The 15,958-nt window shown below is 35.1% G+C and carries 18 protein-coding genes and 1 tRNA gene; 15 read left to right on the forward strand and 4 right to left on the reverse strand.

What is annotated here, in order from left to right; genetic code table 11:
• Positions 1-172: 172 nt before the first annotated feature.
• The 4 genes from PQO00_RS19995 to PQO00_RS20010 all read left to right on the forward strand — a co-directional run bounded on the left by PQO00_RS19995 (position 173) and on the right by PQO00_RS20010 (position 4,699).
• A complete protein-coding gene (locus PQO00_RS19995) occupies positions 173-1,426 on the forward strand; it encodes a pepsin/retropepsin-like aspartic protease family protein (protein ID WP_274186626.1) in 1,254 nt (417 codons plus the stop codon).
• Between the two features lie 501 nt (positions 1,427-1,927).
• Positions 1,928-2,221, forward strand: coding sequence for a group II intron maturase-specific domain-containing protein (locus PQO00_RS20000; RefSeq protein WP_274186627.1), 294 nt, complete (start codon positions 1,928-1,930; stop codon positions 2,219-2,221).
• Between the two features lie 135 nt (positions 2,222-2,356).
• Positions 2,357-3,079 (forward strand): TIGR02391 family protein, encoded by a 723-nt coding sequence (locus PQO00_RS20005; protein ID WP_274186628.1) that lies wholly within the window; start codon positions 2,357-2,359, stop codon positions 3,077-3,079.
• A 168-nt stretch (positions 3,080-3,247) separates the two neighbouring features.
• The gene (locus tag PQO00_RS20010; RefSeq protein WP_274186629.1) at positions 3,248-4,699 is read left to right on the forward strand and encodes a serine hydrolase; all 1,452 of its coding nucleotides are present in this window, start codon (positions 3,248-3,250) and stop codon (positions 4,697-4,699) included.
• Between the two features lie 217 nt (positions 4,700-4,916).
• Here PQO00_RS20010 and PQO00_RS20015 read toward each other — a convergent pair whose 3' ends face one another.
• Positions 4,917-5,069: a transposase gene (locus tag PQO00_RS20015; protein ID WP_274186630.1), complete on the reverse strand. Its 153-nt coding sequence runs from the start codon at positions 5,067-5,069 to the stop codon at positions 4,917-4,919.
• A 97-nt stretch (positions 5,070-5,166) separates the two neighbouring features.
• Complete coding sequence (locus PQO00_RS20020; protein WP_274186631.1) at positions 5,167-5,637, reverse strand: hypothetical protein; 471 nt, start codon at positions 5,635-5,637, stop codon at positions 5,167-5,169.
• Positions 5,638-5,714: 77 nt separating this feature from the next.
• Here PQO00_RS20020 and PQO00_RS20025 point away from each other — a divergent pair, with 77 nt between their 5' ends.
• Positions 5,715-6,806 (forward strand): DUF4476 domain-containing protein, encoded by a 1,092-nt coding sequence (locus PQO00_RS20025; protein WP_274186632.1) that lies wholly within the window; start codon positions 5,715-5,717, stop codon positions 6,804-6,806.
• A gap of 179 nt (positions 6,807-6,985) precedes the next feature.
• Here PQO00_RS20025 and PQO00_RS20030 read toward each other — a convergent pair whose 3' ends face one another.
• Positions 6,986-7,966 carry a hypothetical protein gene (locus PQO00_RS20030; protein WP_274186633.1) on the reverse strand — a complete coding sequence of 327 codons (981 nt, stop codon included), beginning with the start codon at positions 7,964-7,966 and terminating at the stop codon, positions 6,986-6,988.
• An 81-nt stretch (positions 7,967-8,047) separates the two neighbouring features.
• Entirely contained in the window at positions 8,048-8,542 is a 495-nt protein-coding gene (locus tag PQO00_RS20035; RefSeq protein WP_274186634.1) for a hypothetical protein, read from the reverse strand.
• Between the two features lie 133 nt (positions 8,543-8,675).
• Here PQO00_RS20035 and PQO00_RS20040 point away from each other — a divergent pair, with 133 nt between their 5' ends.
• From PQO00_RS20040 to PQO00_RS20085, 10 genes are all read left to right on the forward strand, one after another.
• The gene (locus PQO00_RS20040; protein WP_274186635.1) at positions 8,676-9,257 is read left to right on the forward strand and encodes an RNA polymerase sigma factor; all 582 of its coding nucleotides are present in this window, start codon (positions 8,676-8,678) and stop codon (positions 9,255-9,257) included.
• 5 nt (positions 9,258-9,262) lie between these two features.
• Complete coding sequence (locus PQO00_RS20045) at positions 9,263-9,997, forward strand: hypothetical protein (protein ID WP_274186636.1); 735 nt, start codon at positions 9,263-9,265, stop codon at positions 9,995-9,997.
• A 174-nt stretch (positions 9,998-10,171) separates the two neighbouring features.
• Positions 10,172-10,939, forward strand: a complete 768-nt coding sequence (locus PQO00_RS20050) for a TatD family hydrolase (protein WP_274186637.1) — start codon at positions 10,172-10,174, stop codon at positions 10,937-10,939.
• A 12-nt stretch (positions 10,940-10,951) separates the two neighbouring features.
• Entirely contained in the window at positions 10,952-11,974 is a 1,023-nt protein-coding gene (locus PQO00_RS20055) for an asparaginase (protein WP_274186638.1), read from the forward strand.
• A gap of 78 nt (positions 11,975-12,052) precedes the next feature.
• A tRNA-Ser gene (locus PQO00_RS20060) sits at positions 12,053-12,140 on the forward strand.
• A 72-nt stretch (positions 12,141-12,212) separates the two neighbouring features.
• Positions 12,213-12,995 (forward strand): MotA/TolQ/ExbB proton channel family protein, encoded by a 783-nt coding sequence (locus PQO00_RS20065; protein WP_274186639.1) that lies wholly within the window; start codon positions 12,213-12,215, stop codon positions 12,993-12,995.
• Between the two features lie 19 nt (positions 12,996-13,014).
• Positions 13,015-13,458: a hypothetical protein gene (locus PQO00_RS20070; RefSeq protein WP_274186640.1), complete on the forward strand. Its 444-nt coding sequence runs from the start codon at positions 13,015-13,017 to the stop codon at positions 13,456-13,458.
• A 3-nt stretch (positions 13,459-13,461) separates the two neighbouring features.
• On the forward strand, positions 13,462-14,052 hold the full coding sequence (locus tag PQO00_RS20075; RefSeq protein ID WP_274186641.1) for a biopolymer transporter ExbD: 591 nt from the start codon (positions 13,462-13,464) through the stop codon (positions 14,050-14,052).
• 16 nt (positions 14,053-14,068) lie between these two features.
• On the forward strand, positions 14,069-14,545 hold the full coding sequence (locus PQO00_RS20080) for a biopolymer transporter ExbD (protein ID WP_274186642.1): 477 nt from the start codon (positions 14,069-14,071) through the stop codon (positions 14,543-14,545).
• Between the two features lie 473 nt (positions 14,546-15,018).
• On the forward strand, positions 15,019-15,708 hold the full coding sequence (locus PQO00_RS20085; protein WP_274186643.1) for a porin family protein: 690 nt from the start codon (positions 15,019-15,021) through the stop codon (positions 15,706-15,708).
• The last annotated feature ends 250 nt before the right edge of the window (positions 15,709-15,958 follow it).

A 15,958-nucleotide genomic window follows, 5' to 3' on the forward strand; every position in this document is an offset into this window, starting at 1 on the left:
TATCACTGGTATGTTGGATATTCCAATTAAGTGCATAGATTTGTATAAGAAGAGCCGTATGATGGGAGACTATCACGTACGGTTCTGTGAGAGGCTCGGGGTGAAATCCCCCTTGTCTACTCGACACAGAACGTTAGCGGTAAGGCTGAGAGAATATAAAATAACAAGGACTATGATACATAAATTAATTTTAACATCTCTTCTTGGAATGGTGGGACAATTGACTCTTGCCCAAAGTGACTTGCCCACTACAAGAGCTTCTACTAAAAATGTTGACATCAGGGATGGAAATCACTTCAAGAAAGGGTATTGGTACATATTTCCAGATAGGAAGCCTGACTTTTACTATGTAGAAATCCCCGAAAAACCACACCAAGTTACCTTCATCACTGATTTGGATTCCATTTCATTCGATGTAAAATATAGAGAAAATTACGATTTTATCGTTTTACTGAACGGGAAAGACAGTTGCTTTACCCGCATTTCTGCTACATACAAAAACCTTGACTCGTACACTCGAAAAAGGATTTCACCAGATCCGGACACTCTTTCCTTTATTTTGGGTGACAATGATAAGATATACCTGAAAGGAAGGATAAACGATTCTCAGCTACTGGATATCCAGTTTGATTTAGGTAATGGTGGAACAATTATCAAAAAATCATCCGTTGAGAAGGTGAAAATGGAATTTGACGAAACCATTACCCTTCACAATTCAGATGGTACAAACCAAGTCCCTGCCGCGAGCACAAACTCTCTGGAAATAGGAAATCTGGTTTGGGATAGTGTTAAAATTGCGGTAGCCGATAATATGACCTACCGAGAAGACCTAATTGTAGGGAATTCACTATTCAAAAACAAAATAATAGAAATAGACTATGATCAAAAAATTTTGGTGATTCACGACACTCTGCCTCATCTGAATTCAAGTTATTCAAAACACAACATTATTCGTGATGGGGGTACTATTCCATTTATAGAAGGTAGTCTCACATTTCAAGGAAAAACCCAAAAAGGCTGGATGATGTTCGATACGGGGGCTTACACTTCTATCCTGAACAGCAGTGATGTCTCCACAACCAACAAAATGCTAGGTGAATTAAAGAAAATGATCGGGATTGACAATAAAGCGTTTATTCCAAAGCTAAGTATTGGCAGTTATGAATTTTCAGGGTTTAATTATGTTGCCCAAAAGATGGATGGTAATGGGCTCCATCTGATATTGGGAAATGACTTGCTCAAACGGTTCAACTTTATACTCGACAATCGAAACGGTCATATTTACTTGAAACCTAATTCGCTTACTCCAGATTCCTATAGAAACCCTGAATATGTTGTGGTCAGAGTTGTGGCAAGCCTTCTCTTTCTTTTGCTTTTGGTCGGGATTTTAGTTTATTGGAAAAGAAGAAAAAAGGTAAAATATTAAAAGCCCATACCGCTAACAATGTATAAAAATAATAGCCGAGATAGTAGTTTTTTCTAGGGCTTTAGCCCGCATCAACTTACTAGTAACTTGACAGGAAAGTGCCACGCAGTCGGCTACTTTTCATATGTGTGCCGAGAGTAACGAACGGCTGAAATTCGTTACGCAACTGTTTATAAGATGGTGGAACCGACCCACCGGTGCTGTTCTACAGGGAAGAGTGTCAAACCCCCATAAGGTGCTTTGGTAAAGAGTCAAGGTATTGAGCGTTATGGAAACGGCCGCGCCATGAGCGTGGTCAGGTATGAATAAAGGAGATGAATGCAAATGAACCTCTGATGAAGTGTCGAGAAAGTGCAACCTTCTGTCAAAAATGTTTGAAGTATGACAAACATGATAAGTTTAGCGGTCACCTGTTTACTGGCTAAGCGGCAGGCGTCATTTAGGAGGCATGACTTTTATCTGGGCTACGATTGTGCGATGAGCATCCAATCAAGATCACGGATGTTTGAGAACATCAGGAAAACGGGAATCCCCAGGATGCGGTGTGATAGCATTGTTGGTACTGCACACCATTTGAACCCTAAGCTCAGGGGATGGATACGTTACTTTGGTAAATATCGCGGATATAATTTGTCCAAAGTATTTTATGTGCTTCGTATCAAACTGGTAAGATGGGCAAGGTATCGGTACAAGAGATACCGACATAATTTGATCAAAGCCTATAAATGGTTGAACAGAGTTAGGGAACAATTTCCTAACCTATTTTATCATTGGAGTCTAGGTTATTCAAATTAAATGTAGATTTGTATAAGAAGAGCCGTATGATGGGAGCCTATCACGTACGGTTCTGTGAGAGGCTCGGGGTGAGATTCCCCTTGTCTACTCGACACATAAGCGTTGTGCTTCATACTGACAAACCGCAGATAAAGAATGGAAATAAGGTTAATTGCAACACAAATTGGAGACAGATTGAAATATGATACATCTGTAAACGAAATTAATCGTGTTGGACAATCAATTTTGAAAGTAAGAAAAGAAAGTTTTGCAAATGATTCAATAACATCTGTTCGTGCCCAAGAAGTTTATAACTGGATTATGACTTTGGGAAAAACAAGTCTGACAAAGGAAGAGAGAAACAAAAGACTTGTGAAATTCTGTATGGAACTTGCACCCGATGAACAGAAAGGTAGCATTTCGGAATTTTTGATTGCAAATGGATGTGATTACAATGCTGTCAACAAAGACCACTTGAACGAATTTTACTCTCGAAATTATCATCCTGAAATAATCAGACATTCAAAAAAATTGTTTTTACAACAAAACTATTTTCATTCAGTTTTTGAATCTGCAAAAGCGTTTAATTATTCTGTAAAACAAAAAGCTCAATCCGACAAAGATGGACAGGATTTAATGATGTCAGCTTTTAGTTTAAATGGAGTACTGAAACTAAACTTTGGAATGACTGAAACGGAAAGAAATGTTCAAGACGGAGTTAAATTTCTCTCTGGCGGACTAATGAGAGCTGTTAGAAATCCTACAGCTCATGAACCTGCATTAGATTGGCCGATTAACAAACAAGAATGTTTGGATTTTTTAAGTATGATTTCGTTTCTTTTTCATCAATTGGACAAATCAATTTATTACAATGGATAAAAAGTACGAAAGCACAACAATGTATAACCGCAATTACGGCGGATTCGACTACGTCCGAATCCACTCGGAATTGCTAACGTCAGTGCTTAACCAAAAATCATTAACTTTAATCCCGTAACTGACGGTTATACGAGACAGTTGTAGGTAATTATCAAAAAACTTAAATAGATGAAAATTAAAAATACAATCTTCTATATTACTTTGTGTGTTGTCATTTTAGGTTGTAACCCGCAGCATTCAACTAGTATAGATGAAGAAATTAGTATAATTGAAAATAGCCTGATAAGAGGAAATGTAATTAAGGGGCGGGAACCAAAATCATTTTCAATATTTGAAAGAATGCAATTTCATAATGTACCAGGTGTAAGTATTGCTATTGTGCGGGATGGTAAAATTAGATGGGCAAAAGGCTATGGTATAGCTAATACCAATGATAGCACCTTGGTTAATTCAAAGACCCTTTTTCAAGCTGGTTCAATAAGCAAACCAATCGCTGCACTTGCCGTATTGAAATTGGTTGAAGATAAAAACATAGATATAGATGAGGATGTTAATACATATTTGACCAGTTGGAAAGTACCTGAAAATAAATTTACAGAAAAAGAAAGGGTTACTTTAAGAAAGTTGATGTCGCATACAGCTGGAGTAACTGTACATGGGTTTCGTGGATATAAACCTAATGAAATATTTCCTACCAATGAACAAGTCTTGAATGGGGAAGGAAATTCTAATAAAGTTACAATAGACACTATTCCAGGTTCTATTTGGCGCTACTCTGGTGGAGGATATACTATAATGGAAACAGCGGTGGAAGATATGAGCGGATTGCCCTTTGAAGAATATATGTTGAAAAAAGTACTAGAACCCATAGGAATGGACAACAGTACGTTTGATCAGCCGTTAAAACCCCTAAATTATTCCAATGTAAGTGCAGCATATGATAGTGCGGGTAAATTAATTGATGGACTATATCACAATTATCCCGAACAAGCAGCGGCTGGGTTATGGACTACCTCTACTGACCTCGCTAAGTATTGCATTGAAATTCAGGAAATCGCAAAGGGAAAATCTGACGGTATACTCACAAAACAAACTGTGGACATGATGCTGACCAAACATCAGAACGATTGGGGATTGGGACCTTCGTTGAAAGGAGATGTAGATTCTTTAATATTTCAACATGGAGGTAAGAATGCTGGATTTACTAATAATTTTTACGCAAATGTTCATACAGGTGATGCCGTGGTAGTTATGACCAATGCGGATAATGGTAAAAAGCTTATTGATGAAATTGTAAGAGCTGTGTGCAGGTATTATGAATTAGATTTTATAGATTCTCCGAACCCTTTTCATATGGAAAGATTGTCTGAACAAGAATTAAGCAGATTTGAAGGTCAATATAAATTATTAAGAACAGGGAGAGAATTAACGGTTAATATCAAGCGTGAAAATGGTTTGCTGGTTTTTACTGGTGAAAATATTCCACGACCTGCTGAGTTTATACCGCTGAATGACTATGAGTTTTTTGATTTAGAAAATGGTAATAAAGTAACCTTTGAGATAAATTCAGACACGATTAATTTTCTATTTAATAATCGCCTTCAATTTTATAAAAAATAACTACCTACAACAATGGTAACCGTTGCACAAGCCCTTGATGTTCCAAAAACAGGATACGGATAAGCCCTTTTAAGGGCTTTTATTTTGCCGTGTAAATTCCCTGCACCCTAAAACCATGGGGCTTAAAAAGAAGTAAAAAGCATCGTAGGGCAGCTTTAAAGGCAAAACGGACATTGGACAGGCCTGCCGCCCCGCTCTTACAGTGTTTTTCAATGAACTACAGGTATTTTTTAAGGTTGTAGGCAATGGCCGAGAGCTGCATGCGCTTGTTTGCCTGTTTGATGCCAATGGTATTGATTTTTCTGAGTCCCATAAACTGGGTGGGCGTTCCAAAAACGGGTTCCACCGTGCTTTGCCGCTTGGCTTTCATGTAGCGCCCCTGAGGGGGCTGTTCACTCGGGCTATGTTACGCTCGTACTCGGCGCGGTAATAGGTTACGGTAAACTTCTTTTCCTGTCCGCTCCTGCCTAAACACGCGCTGCATATCGGGCAGTCGATACAGACTTTCTTCGAGGCGCGGTATTCCTTCTTTTGGTCTGGTTTTTCGTTTCATAAAATACCTTTTTAAACGGAATGATTTTGCCTTGGGAACACACATAATGATCTTCGGTCTCGTTATGGGCAAAGCCATCCGGGCAGCCCTTGTAGGTGCCATGAGGCGGGGTAAAGCTCTTGAGATTTCTATCTTCCAGAAAGGCGTAGTTCTCGCCACTGCCGTAACCCGTATCTGCCGCGCAGTTTTCCCAGGCCAGCCCCTCGCGGTGTAGGCGGTGCTGTACGCGGACCACGATATCCTGTAACTGCTGGTTGTCCTTGCCGTCTGTATAGTAGGCCTTGATATCTGTAATTACATGATGTGCCGTATCTACCGTAAGCTGGCTTAGGTAATTCAGCTTTCGAGCCGGTTGTGCAACAGGCACAATGTCGAAGCTTAACATGGGGGCTAATTAAAAATAGAAATAATGGCATTAATTTTGAGTAGGGTTGATTTTTAGTTATTAATTTATAAAAAAGAATGAAAAGAACAACAATTATCGTATTCGCATTGATATTAGTATTATTAATGCATAAACAAGTATGGGCCCAGAACAATAATGCAAACTCAGATAAGGTATTTAAGGAATTCATTGCTTCTATCCAGGCAAGTCCCAATAGGGGCGTTCGTTATGACCATGCCAGACAATATTTTACGACCGAATGGCGTACTACCTTGCAGTTATTGGATGTATGTTACTATATGCCCAATGATAAAATTAAATATCGCCTTTGTTTAATGGCATATCCCAAAATCATTGATAAGAATAATTTTTTCAATATTTATGACACATTCTCTACACTTTCTTATGCCATCAGGCTATACCATAATACCCAGGCCACCGATGGGAGTTTAGAACCAGATAATTACCCTGATCCCAACAGGGATTATTCGGCTATTGATTTTCCAAATTCAGATGGCTATGTAGGCCAGACGGGAGTTAATTGTGGTTTGCCTATGGCACAAAATGACTTTGATTATTTTTTTAGCCATTTATTGTTTGACAAAAATGACAATCAACAACTGGAGTTTTTAAAACAACAAGTGACCACACATTGCTTTTCGACTGCTCAAATAATGAAATTAGGTTTGGAGCTGCAATTGGAAAAAAACCGATTGGCTTTTCTAAAATTTGCATTTGATAAATGTTTTGATATGGAAAATTTCATGAAAAGCTTGCAACTTATAAGCCATACCTATTATAAAGATGATCTAAAAATGTATATAGAGGATGGTTTGGCATTTGGAGGCCCAGATACGGTTCCTTATCCCGATAATGACTGCCATGTTGGTAATGGGGAGTTTTCACAAGTCCTTATATCGATTGAGGATCAAAAGTTTTCAAATAAACAAAAGGACATGGCAAAAATACATATAGAAAAAAAATGTTTATCAATGGAGCAGCTAAAGGAAATCGTAGCCATATTCAATTTTGATAAAGATAGGCTGGAAATTATCAAATTTCTGTATGATTATGTGCCAGCTCCTGATAAAATGTATACCTTTAGAGGTATGCTGAAATTTCTAAGCACAAAACAGGAATTTGATAAGTTTCTAATAAGCAAACAATAGCCTGATATTGATCTTCTATTAAAAAATAAGTTCTGAGTTAAAAAAGTAAGCGGCTGTAAGCTCATCTTGAAAGGAAGATAGTTCTCAAAAAAAAACCAGAAACTTGAAGTTTCTGGTTTAATACCCGGGTCAACCATTGAAGTCAACCCCATAAGTAGATAATCAAAATGAGTAGACGTTTATGGTAAGCCATTAATTATGGTTGTTAATTGCGCTTCTGTAGCTACAGACGTTTCACCGTCGGTAAATGTTATAACACCATTTTCTGTGATAGTTACCGCTTTTATAGCATATTTCCAGTTATCTCCATCTTCGGTAGCAAAAATGATATGACATTCTAATCCAATAGGGATTTGTCCGTAATGCTCACTAAATAAACCAGTTTGAGCATCGTAAGTGTCTAAGTTTGCTAAGCCAGTGTCTTCTCCATCATAAGATATATAAACAGAGCTGTTCGTATTATCATACCCTTCAGGGACACCAACTAGAATGGTTGTCTTTGGACGAGGATCATTATAAAAACGATCTACGTTAGACCATCCAAACGATTGAAAAAAGCCGTAGTATTGGTTTCCTTCTCCAAACACACCGCCTTGTCCCCCTGCATTATCTTCTCTAACTTCATCCCAAACAAGGTTTCCGTCTTGGTCTATTTTACCTTCCCACAGTATCATATCATTATCTACACCTCCTGTTAAATCTGCTGGAATTTGCATTTGAAATCCACAGGTAGTTTCTAAGGCGGCACCGTTTTGGGTTGCATTTACAAAGAATTCCCCTCCAGAAATAAGCAATGCTTTATCGCCATTTGGTAAAGTTCCCATAGTAGGTTTGTTCGTTGTAAGCATACTTCCTTTGTCAAAAAGCTCAACAAATTCTATATCTACAGTTCCAGTTACAGCGTCTCCGTTTAAAGTCAAACAAGCACCGTTAATGTGAATCTGCACCCCTTTTTCAGATGTTAGCGTTACATTTCCATCATCGGCATTAAATTGAAATGTTTGTGTTAAGTTTTCTAAGGCTGCGTCTTTTAGATTATTGAAATCTTCAGCAGTTGGGCGAATTAAAATATCACCATCGCCATCGTCATTTTTTGAACAGCTAGTTAATAATAAAGCTGACATTAAAATAGTTCCTAAAATGTGTTTAAAATTTCTCATGATTAATTGGGTTTAAAATTTATTATTCAAGTTTATATAAACAGGGCAAGTATTTTGTTACCCTGTTTTGGTAATTATTTTTTATTGTTGAGGTTGACTGATTATTTTTTTAGAGACAATAGCATCACCAGAGGCAACTAATTGCATCATTTTATGTGCATAAGCTTCAGTTGAAGCATATCCTTTTGCATGTCCTGTTACGGTTTCGACTTCCCAGAAATAATTTCTTTTAGAGTTGTTTTTTGCTTCCGTTCTCAAAACAAAATAACTTTCAATTTTGAATGCTCTTACAATGTCTCCCGAGCTTGTTAAAAGAATCATCTGTTTTGCGTCTTCTATAGAAAATGATGTTCCAGAATAAAGCCCTTTATCGGTTTCCACTTTCCAGTCATACACCTTAAGTATGTTTTCATTTGTAATAGTTGCACCAATAGTTGTGGTGTTAAGGTTCGATATTAAGGTCGTAGCATGAGCGTTTAGTATTGATAATACCACAGTACCTATAATTAAAATTGATTTTTTGCTCACGTCATTAATATTATTTAAGTGTTCGTGAAATTTCTTTGTGATTTTCATGATTTCTAAATTTTAATGGATTAATTAACTGTTTCAGTATTTTTTACTGTCACACCCTTATATAAGAACCATTTAAAAATTGTTACCCTTTTATTTCAAAGTTTTTTTACTTTAGTAGCAAATACAAGGGGTAATGAGTAAAAAAAAAATACACGAGGATCAGAAATATATAGACGGGCTGCTTAAAAACAATTCGTTTATTATACAAGCTATATATGATAGGTTTGCTCCTAAGGTTATTAACTATATAAGAAAAAACAGTGGCGATAGTGATAAGGCCCAAGACGTCATTCAGGATACTTTAATAACGATTTATAATCAAGCAAGTGAAAATAAATTACAACTTACTTGCCCATTTGATGCGTATTTCTTTCTGTTATGTAAACGTAAATGGTTAAACGAATTAAAAAAATCTTCTAATAAAGAGGTAACAATTAATGAAGACGTTTTATCTAAAGGTGACGAGGCTCAAGAACTAGCTTTTGAAACATCTGTATTTGGTGAAAAGCAAGCTTTATTTACAGAAATGTTTCAAAAACTAGGAACCGCTTGTAAAGATTTATTAACAGCTACCTTTAAAATTAAGTCTATGGAAGAAGTAGCAAAAAGTTTAGGCGTAACGTATGCTTATGCTAGAAAAAAGAAATCTTTATGTATTGGTAAATTGACTGAGCTGGTTCAAAAATCACCAAAGTTTAACCAACTTAATAACTAATTATCATGGAAGATCAAGATTATATATTATTCGAATCCTATTTATCTAAGGAATTATCCCGAGATGAAATAGCCGCCTTTGAAGCACGATTAAAAAATGAATCAGATTTTAATCAAGCATTTAATACATATAAAGAACTATCTGCTTTTTTAGAGCATAAATTTGAAAATGAAGCGGCTTCTACTGGATTTCAGAATAATTTAAAGGCCATTTCCAACACATATTTTGAAAAACAAGAAACAACTAAAGAAGCCCTACATTTTAAACCTTGGCACTATGCTATAGCAGCAAGTGTGGTATTATTAATGGGAATCTTTACGTTTAACAATTTTTCCAACCCGACTTTCAACGATTACAATAATTATGAAGTCATTAGTTTAACGGTTAGGGGAGGACAAGATGAACTTTTAAAAACAGCTGAGAACGCTTTTAATGATAAAGATTTTGCTAAAGCTGAGATCGTTTTTGGACAGTTATTAGCTCTCGATGGTTCCAATAAAGAATGGCAATTATATAGAGGTGTTGCCCTGTTGGAATTAGATGAGTTTGATGAAGCAGAGGGTCTATTTAATAAACTTTCTAACGAGGCGTCTGTTTATAAAAACAAAGCAGCATGGTATTTGGCTTTAAGTAAATTAAAACAGAAAGATTATAATGCTTGTTTAAAGATATTAAGAAGCATCCCAGAAGATGCAGAAGATTATGAACAAGCACAAAAATTAATTAAGAAATTGGAATAGGGGATGTATGTCTGCTAGAGTTGTCTCATTGAGTGCAGACGGGATACGGGATTTATTTTGAAGGTCATATAACTTACGGTTTGAATTTGCATTAAATTTGAACTATAATTAATAGGGTTTAAATAAGCTTAAAGAAAGTCATCAATTTAATGATGACTTTTTTATTTTTACCAAATGATTATTACAGATACGCATACCCATTTATATAGCGAAGCTTTTGATGAAGATAGAAACGCGATTATTGACCTTGCCATAAATCAAGGGGTTTCACGATTTTTCATTCCAGCAATAGATTCTGGGTATACAGAAGCTATGCTTCAACTTGAAAAAGAGTATCCCAATAATATATTTTTAATGATGGGCTTGCATCCCACACACGTAAAGGGCAATTATAAAGAAGAGTTAAAGCATGTAGAAGAGATGCTTGCAAAACGGCATTTTTATGCTGTAGGCGAAATTGGAATTGATTTATACTGGGATAAATCAACATTAGGAATTCAACAAGAAGCATTTAAGCATCAAATTAGGCTTGCAAAGCAATATAAATTACCAATAGTTATACATTGCAGAGAAGCATTTGATGAAATATTTGAAGTTTTAGAAACAGAAAAAGGAGACGATTTATTTGGTGTTTTTCACTGTTTTACGGGAACATTAAAACAGGCGTATCAAGCGATGTCCTATAATATGAAATTAGGGATAGGAGGCGTTGTTACTTTTAAGAACGGAAAGATTGATACGTTTTTAAACCAAATAGATATAAAACATATTGTTTTAGAAACAGATGCCCCTTATTTGGCCCCGGTACCATATAGAGGAAAACGAAATGAAAGTGCTTATGTTATAAAAGTATTAGAAAAATTGGTAGATGTATATGGTATGCCTTTAGAAGATATAGCAGCCATTACCACTAAAAATTCTAAAGATGTTTTTAAAGTTTAAAATATGAGCGAGATGAAACCAAAAATATTACTAATATATACTGGAGGAACCATAGGTATGGTTAAAGATTTTAAAACAGGATCACTTCGTGCATTCGATTTTAAAACGCTGTTGGAAAAAATCCCAGAATTACAACTTTTAGACTGTTATATTGATACCATATCCTTTAAAGAACCTATAGATTCAAGTAATATGAATCCAAAATATTGGGTTCAAATTGCTGAAATAATAGAAACTAGTTATGAAGCATTTGATGGTTTTGTGGTTTTACATGGAAGTGATACCATGAGTTATACTGCTTCATCATTAAGCTTTATGTTGGAAAATTTAGCAAAACCAGTCATATTTACCGGATCTCAATTACCCATAGGTGATTTAAGAACAGATGCAAAAGAAAATTTAATTACCTCTATACAAGTAGCTTCGTTGCAAAGTAATGGTAGGCCATTAATTAAAGAGGTGTGTTTGTATTTTGAATATAAACTATATAGGGCTAACAGGACCACAAAAATAAATGCGGAACATTTTGAAGCCTTTGCATCTTTGAACTATTCAGAATTAGCAGAGTCTGGGGTGCATTTAAAGGTTAACGAGGAATATTTGTTTAAGCCCAATTTAAAAAAAGCTTTAAAGGTCCATAAAAATTTAGACAATAATATTGCATTGATAAAGCTTTTTCCCGGAATTACGGAAAACGTTTTGCAAAGTATTTTTAATACGTCAAACTTAAAAGCTGTTATAATAGAGACTTATGGTGCTGGAAATTGTACCACCGAAAAATGGTTTATCAATATGTTAAAGGAGAGTATTTCAAAAGGGATACACATTGTAAATATTACTCAATGTTCTGGCGGAAGTGTTATGATGGGACATTATGAAACGAGCAATGCGCTAAAAAATATAGGGGTTATTTCTGGAAAAGATATTACAACAGAGGCTGCAATAAGTAAATTAATGTATTTATTGGGGCAAAATATTTCTGGTAATTACCTAAAAACCACCTATGAATCACCATTAAGAGGTGAAATGTCTTAAAATTAACTCTCAAAATTTTAACGTTCAAAGTTTTTTTTGTTATTTGAGCCCCCGTAATTAATGTTCAATTAAAATTACAGAGAGGTGGCCGAGTGGTCGAAGGCGCACGCCTGGAAAGTGTGTATACGCCAAAAGCGTATCGAGGGTTCGAATCCCTTCCTCTCTGCTGTTATTTTGTCTCTAATTGCTTTTTTTTTAATATCTTTAACAACTTTAACTAATATTTAAGATCTAGAACATGAAAAGATTATTTTCTCTCCTTGCCATAACAGGAATGATGGCATTCGGAACTACTAATGCAACGACAATTGCAAACACAAATACAGCTGTAACAACTACTGTTAACACTATTCAAGAAGAGCCAGAAGCAGCTGCTGCTGAAGGTGAAAATCTTGGATTTCATCAAGAATTGAAAAAACGTTTTATTGAAGGTGGTGCAGGTTTTATGGGCATTGTATTATTATGTTTAATTCTTGGTTTAGCAATTGCTATAGAAAGAATTATCTTTTTAAACCTTTCAACTACAAATACAAAAAAGTTAACACAAAATGTAGAGGATGCCTTATCTTCAGGTGGTGTTGAAGCTGCAAAAGAAGTATGCAGAAATACAAAAGGGCCTATTGCATCTATTTATTATCAAGGACTGGATAGAACAGATGAAGGTATTGAAGCTGCTGAAAAAGCTGTTGTAGCTTACGGAGGTGTTCAAATGGGACAATTAGAAAAAAATGTATCTTGGATATCGTTATTTATCGCCTTAGCACCAATGCTTGGTTTCATGGGTACGGTAATTGGTATGATTCAAGCATTCGATAAAATTGAAGCGGCTGGAGATATGCAACCATCTCTTGTTGCTGGAGGTATTAAAGTAGCACTTTTAACAACCGTATTTGGTTTGATAGTGGCTATTATACTTCAAATTTTTTACAATTATATTATTGCTAAAATCGATAGTATTGTTAACGATATGGAAGATGCTTCTATCACGTTAATGGATCTATTGATTAGAAATAAAAAGTAATAATTAAATATAAAAAATTATGAAATTACATAAAGTTTTAAAAATAATAGCTTTTGCACTTGCTATTATTGGCGCGATTTTTGCGCTAATGATAATAGCAACTGATGAAAAAAAAGAGCTTGAAAGTGTGCTTAGTATGAGTGGAAACATGTTATACATTGCATACGCTGTACTTGGATTAATATTAGTAATGGTTTTTATATTCGTTATAAAAGGGCTCTTTGCTGGAAATATTAAAAAAACATTAATGACCGTTGGTGCCTTTTTGGTCATCGTCTTTATTTCTTATTCTATATCTTCGGGTACAGATTTAGATTTAACACCTTTTACAGATAAAGGACAAGATGTTACAGAAGCGACATCTAAAAAAGTTGGAGCAGGATTATATACATTTTACGTATTAGCTATTTTAGCGGTAGGAGCTATGGTGTTTTCAGGAGCAAAAAAAATATTTAATAAATAAATTATGGCAAAAAGAGCAGCACCAGAAGTAAATGCAGGCTCCATGGCCGATATTGCGTTCTTACTATTAATATTTTTCTTAGTAACGACTACCATTGAAACAGATTCCGGGATTAACCGAAAACTTCCACCTATGGAAGAATCTGAAGAAGATGTGGTCATCAAGCAAAAAAACATATTTACCGTTTTATTAAACGGTAAAGATCAACTGCTTGTAGAAGATGAATTAATGGAACTTAAGGATTTAAGACAAGCAGCCAAAGAGTTTTTAGATAATGGCGGCGACGGATCATGTGATTACTGTAATGGAAAAAAAGATAAGTCTTCTTCCGATAACCCGGATAAAGCAATTATATCTTTAAAGAATGAGCGCGAAACGACTTATAAGACTTATATAGCTGTTCAAAATGAATTGGTGGCAGCTTATAACGAATTAAGGAATGCCAGAGCTCAATCGCTATATGGAAAGCCTTTTGATGAAATGGAGGAAAACTATAAAGATGTAAATTGGCCAGGGAATAAGGAAAGGTTAAAAGAGAGGATAGATCAAATAAAAATTGATTACCCTCAGAAGCTTTCTGAAGTACAACAATAATTTAACATTTATAGATATGTCTAAATTTAAAAAGAAAAAAAGTGGTGACATGCCAGCGGTTAATACAGCATCTTTACCAGATATTGTATTTATGTTATTGTTCTTTTTTATGGTGGCAACAGTAATGAGGCAAAACACTTTAAAAATAGAGAATAACTTACCGTTTGCAGATCAAGTGGAAAAGTTGGATAAAAAGGATTTGGTGATGTATATATATGCCGGTAAACCAAGTGCTAATTATAAACAGTATGGTAAAGAAACAAGAATACAGTTGAATGATGATTTTGCCAGTGTAAAAGAGATAGCTGCTTTTATAGCTGCAGAGAGAGCTTCTAAACGTGAAGAATTAATCCCATTTTTAACGACAGCTTTAAAAGTTGATAGCGATGCTAACATGGGTTTAATTGGTGATATTAAGCAAGAGTTAAGAAAAGTAAATGCGCTTAAAATTAACTATACCACTAAAAAAGGTTCGGTATTGGGAAGAGAATAGTTTTATGCTCTTATATTTTATAAAAAAGGCGTTTTGATAATTCAAAACGCTTTTTTATTTTTAAAAAACGTTAAAGTGAAAATGGTATTATATTGATTTAGCTATATGTTAGTGTAATGATACCAGTTTGAGTATAAAATGTCGCATGTCGACTCGTTTATGCAATCCCTGCCTCGCCGGCAGGCAGGAAGTTGAGTACAGGCTTTTTAAATTTAAAATCCTTGGTCATAAATTCCGTAGCGATGCTCAATGTCATTAAGTGAAGGTGATTTGTTCTTTTTTGTCACATTGAGTACTTCGGTTACAGTTTATCTTGAGCGGAGACGAAAGGCTCAGACTGACATTACGGCCTTAACTTAATGACATTGAGTGATACTATGCAATCTAATCACAATCACAGCGTTTTTATATTTTAAAAAAACATCGGCTTTAATACGATATTTTATATCCAAATTGGTATAATAGATTTATTGATGAAACAACTATTTATTTCCATATTTTTTTTAGCGGGTTTTGTGTGCTGCTTTGCTCAGGAAACTAATGATAAGGCTATTGACTCACTTTATAAGGAGGATCAATTTTATGCAGGTATTACGTATAACTTACTTGGTAAAATGCCAACAGATGTTTCGCAAAGTGGTTTTTCTTTGGGGTTTCATCTAGGTTTTATCAAAGATATGCCTATCAATAAAAACAGAAATGTAGCCATAGGTTTAGGTCTTGGATATTCCGCTAATTCATTTAATCAAAACTTACTCATAAATAAAGATAACACGGGGAGTATTATTTATAGTGTTTTGGATAGTAATACGTTCACTAAAAACAAATTCTCAAGCCATTTAATTGAACTCCCTATAGAGTTTAGATGGCGTACATCTACGGCGACAGACTATAATTTTTGGCGTATCTATACTGGTTTTAAGCTTGGTTATGTATTTGCACATACCACAAAGTATAGGGGTGAACTAGGAAAGATTAGATATGGTAATATCAAGGACTTCAATAATTTCCAATATGGTTTAACGCTTAGTGCGGGCTATAATACATGGAATGTATTTTTGTATTATGCTTTGAATCCCATTTTTTCCAGTGATGCTAGTTTAAATGGAAACAAAATGGATATGAATGCCGTAAAAGTAGGTTTGATGTTTTATATATTATAGTATACCATTCCCATGAAGATGGGAATCTCTTATACCAATTATGAATTAAAATGAGCTACAGAAAACGACATTGCTTATTTGTTTTAGCCTGCTACGAGTTATTTGCATAGCCTAAGCTATGGAAGGCGCATTCAGAAAATAGCATCCTTAATTAAATTTTGATGCTATTTTTTGTTTTTAATTCTTCCATTTGATAATTTTCATTTGATTAGCGAGGAAAAAGAGAATTAAAAACACAAAAGACATGCGT

The organism is Flavivirga sp. 57AJ16 (genome assembly GCF_028736925.1).
GTDB lineage: Bacteria > Bacteroidota > Bacteroidia > Flavobacteriales > Flavobacteriaceae > Flavivirga.